Below are 362 nucleotides of genomic sequence, written 5' to 3'. Positions count from 1 at the left end.
ATAGGTTCGAGGTGGAAGCGTAGCGATACGTGGAGCTGACGAATACTAATCGATCGAAGACTTAATCAATTTAGTTCATAAGGTGATGCTTGTGAAACCAATACTTACTATCTAGTTTTGAATGTATAATCATTCCTTTTACGAAGTGAAAACGTTTGAAGTCTATGAATCGCAAGAAAGAGCGAAGGCGTTTACTTACCGTAAACAACTGAGTGATGACGTAGCGATGAAGACGAATGCGAACGTTTGCCACGAAGTAAAACATTGTTTGGTGACAATAGCAAAGAGGCCACACCTGTTCCCATGCCGAACACAGAAGTTAAGCTCTTTAGCGCCGATGGTAGTCGGACTTACGTTCCGCG

Annotated in this window: 1 rRNA gene; it reads left to right on the top strand. The window is 42.5% G+C overall.

The window, feature by feature from the left end:
• Positions 1-267: 267 nt before the first annotated feature.
• Positions 268-362: ribosomal RNA gene (gene rrf, locus CD172_RS12000) — 5S ribosomal RNA — on the top strand; the annotation flags it as partial.

Source organism: Staphylococcus agnetis (assembly GCF_002901865.1).
In the GTDB taxonomy this organism is placed as follows: domain Bacteria; phylum Bacillota; class Bacilli; order Staphylococcales; family Staphylococcaceae; genus Staphylococcus; species Staphylococcus agnetis.
The sequence above is the reverse complement of the archived record's forward strand: the minus strand, read 5'-3'. Positions and strand labels throughout refer to the sequence as shown.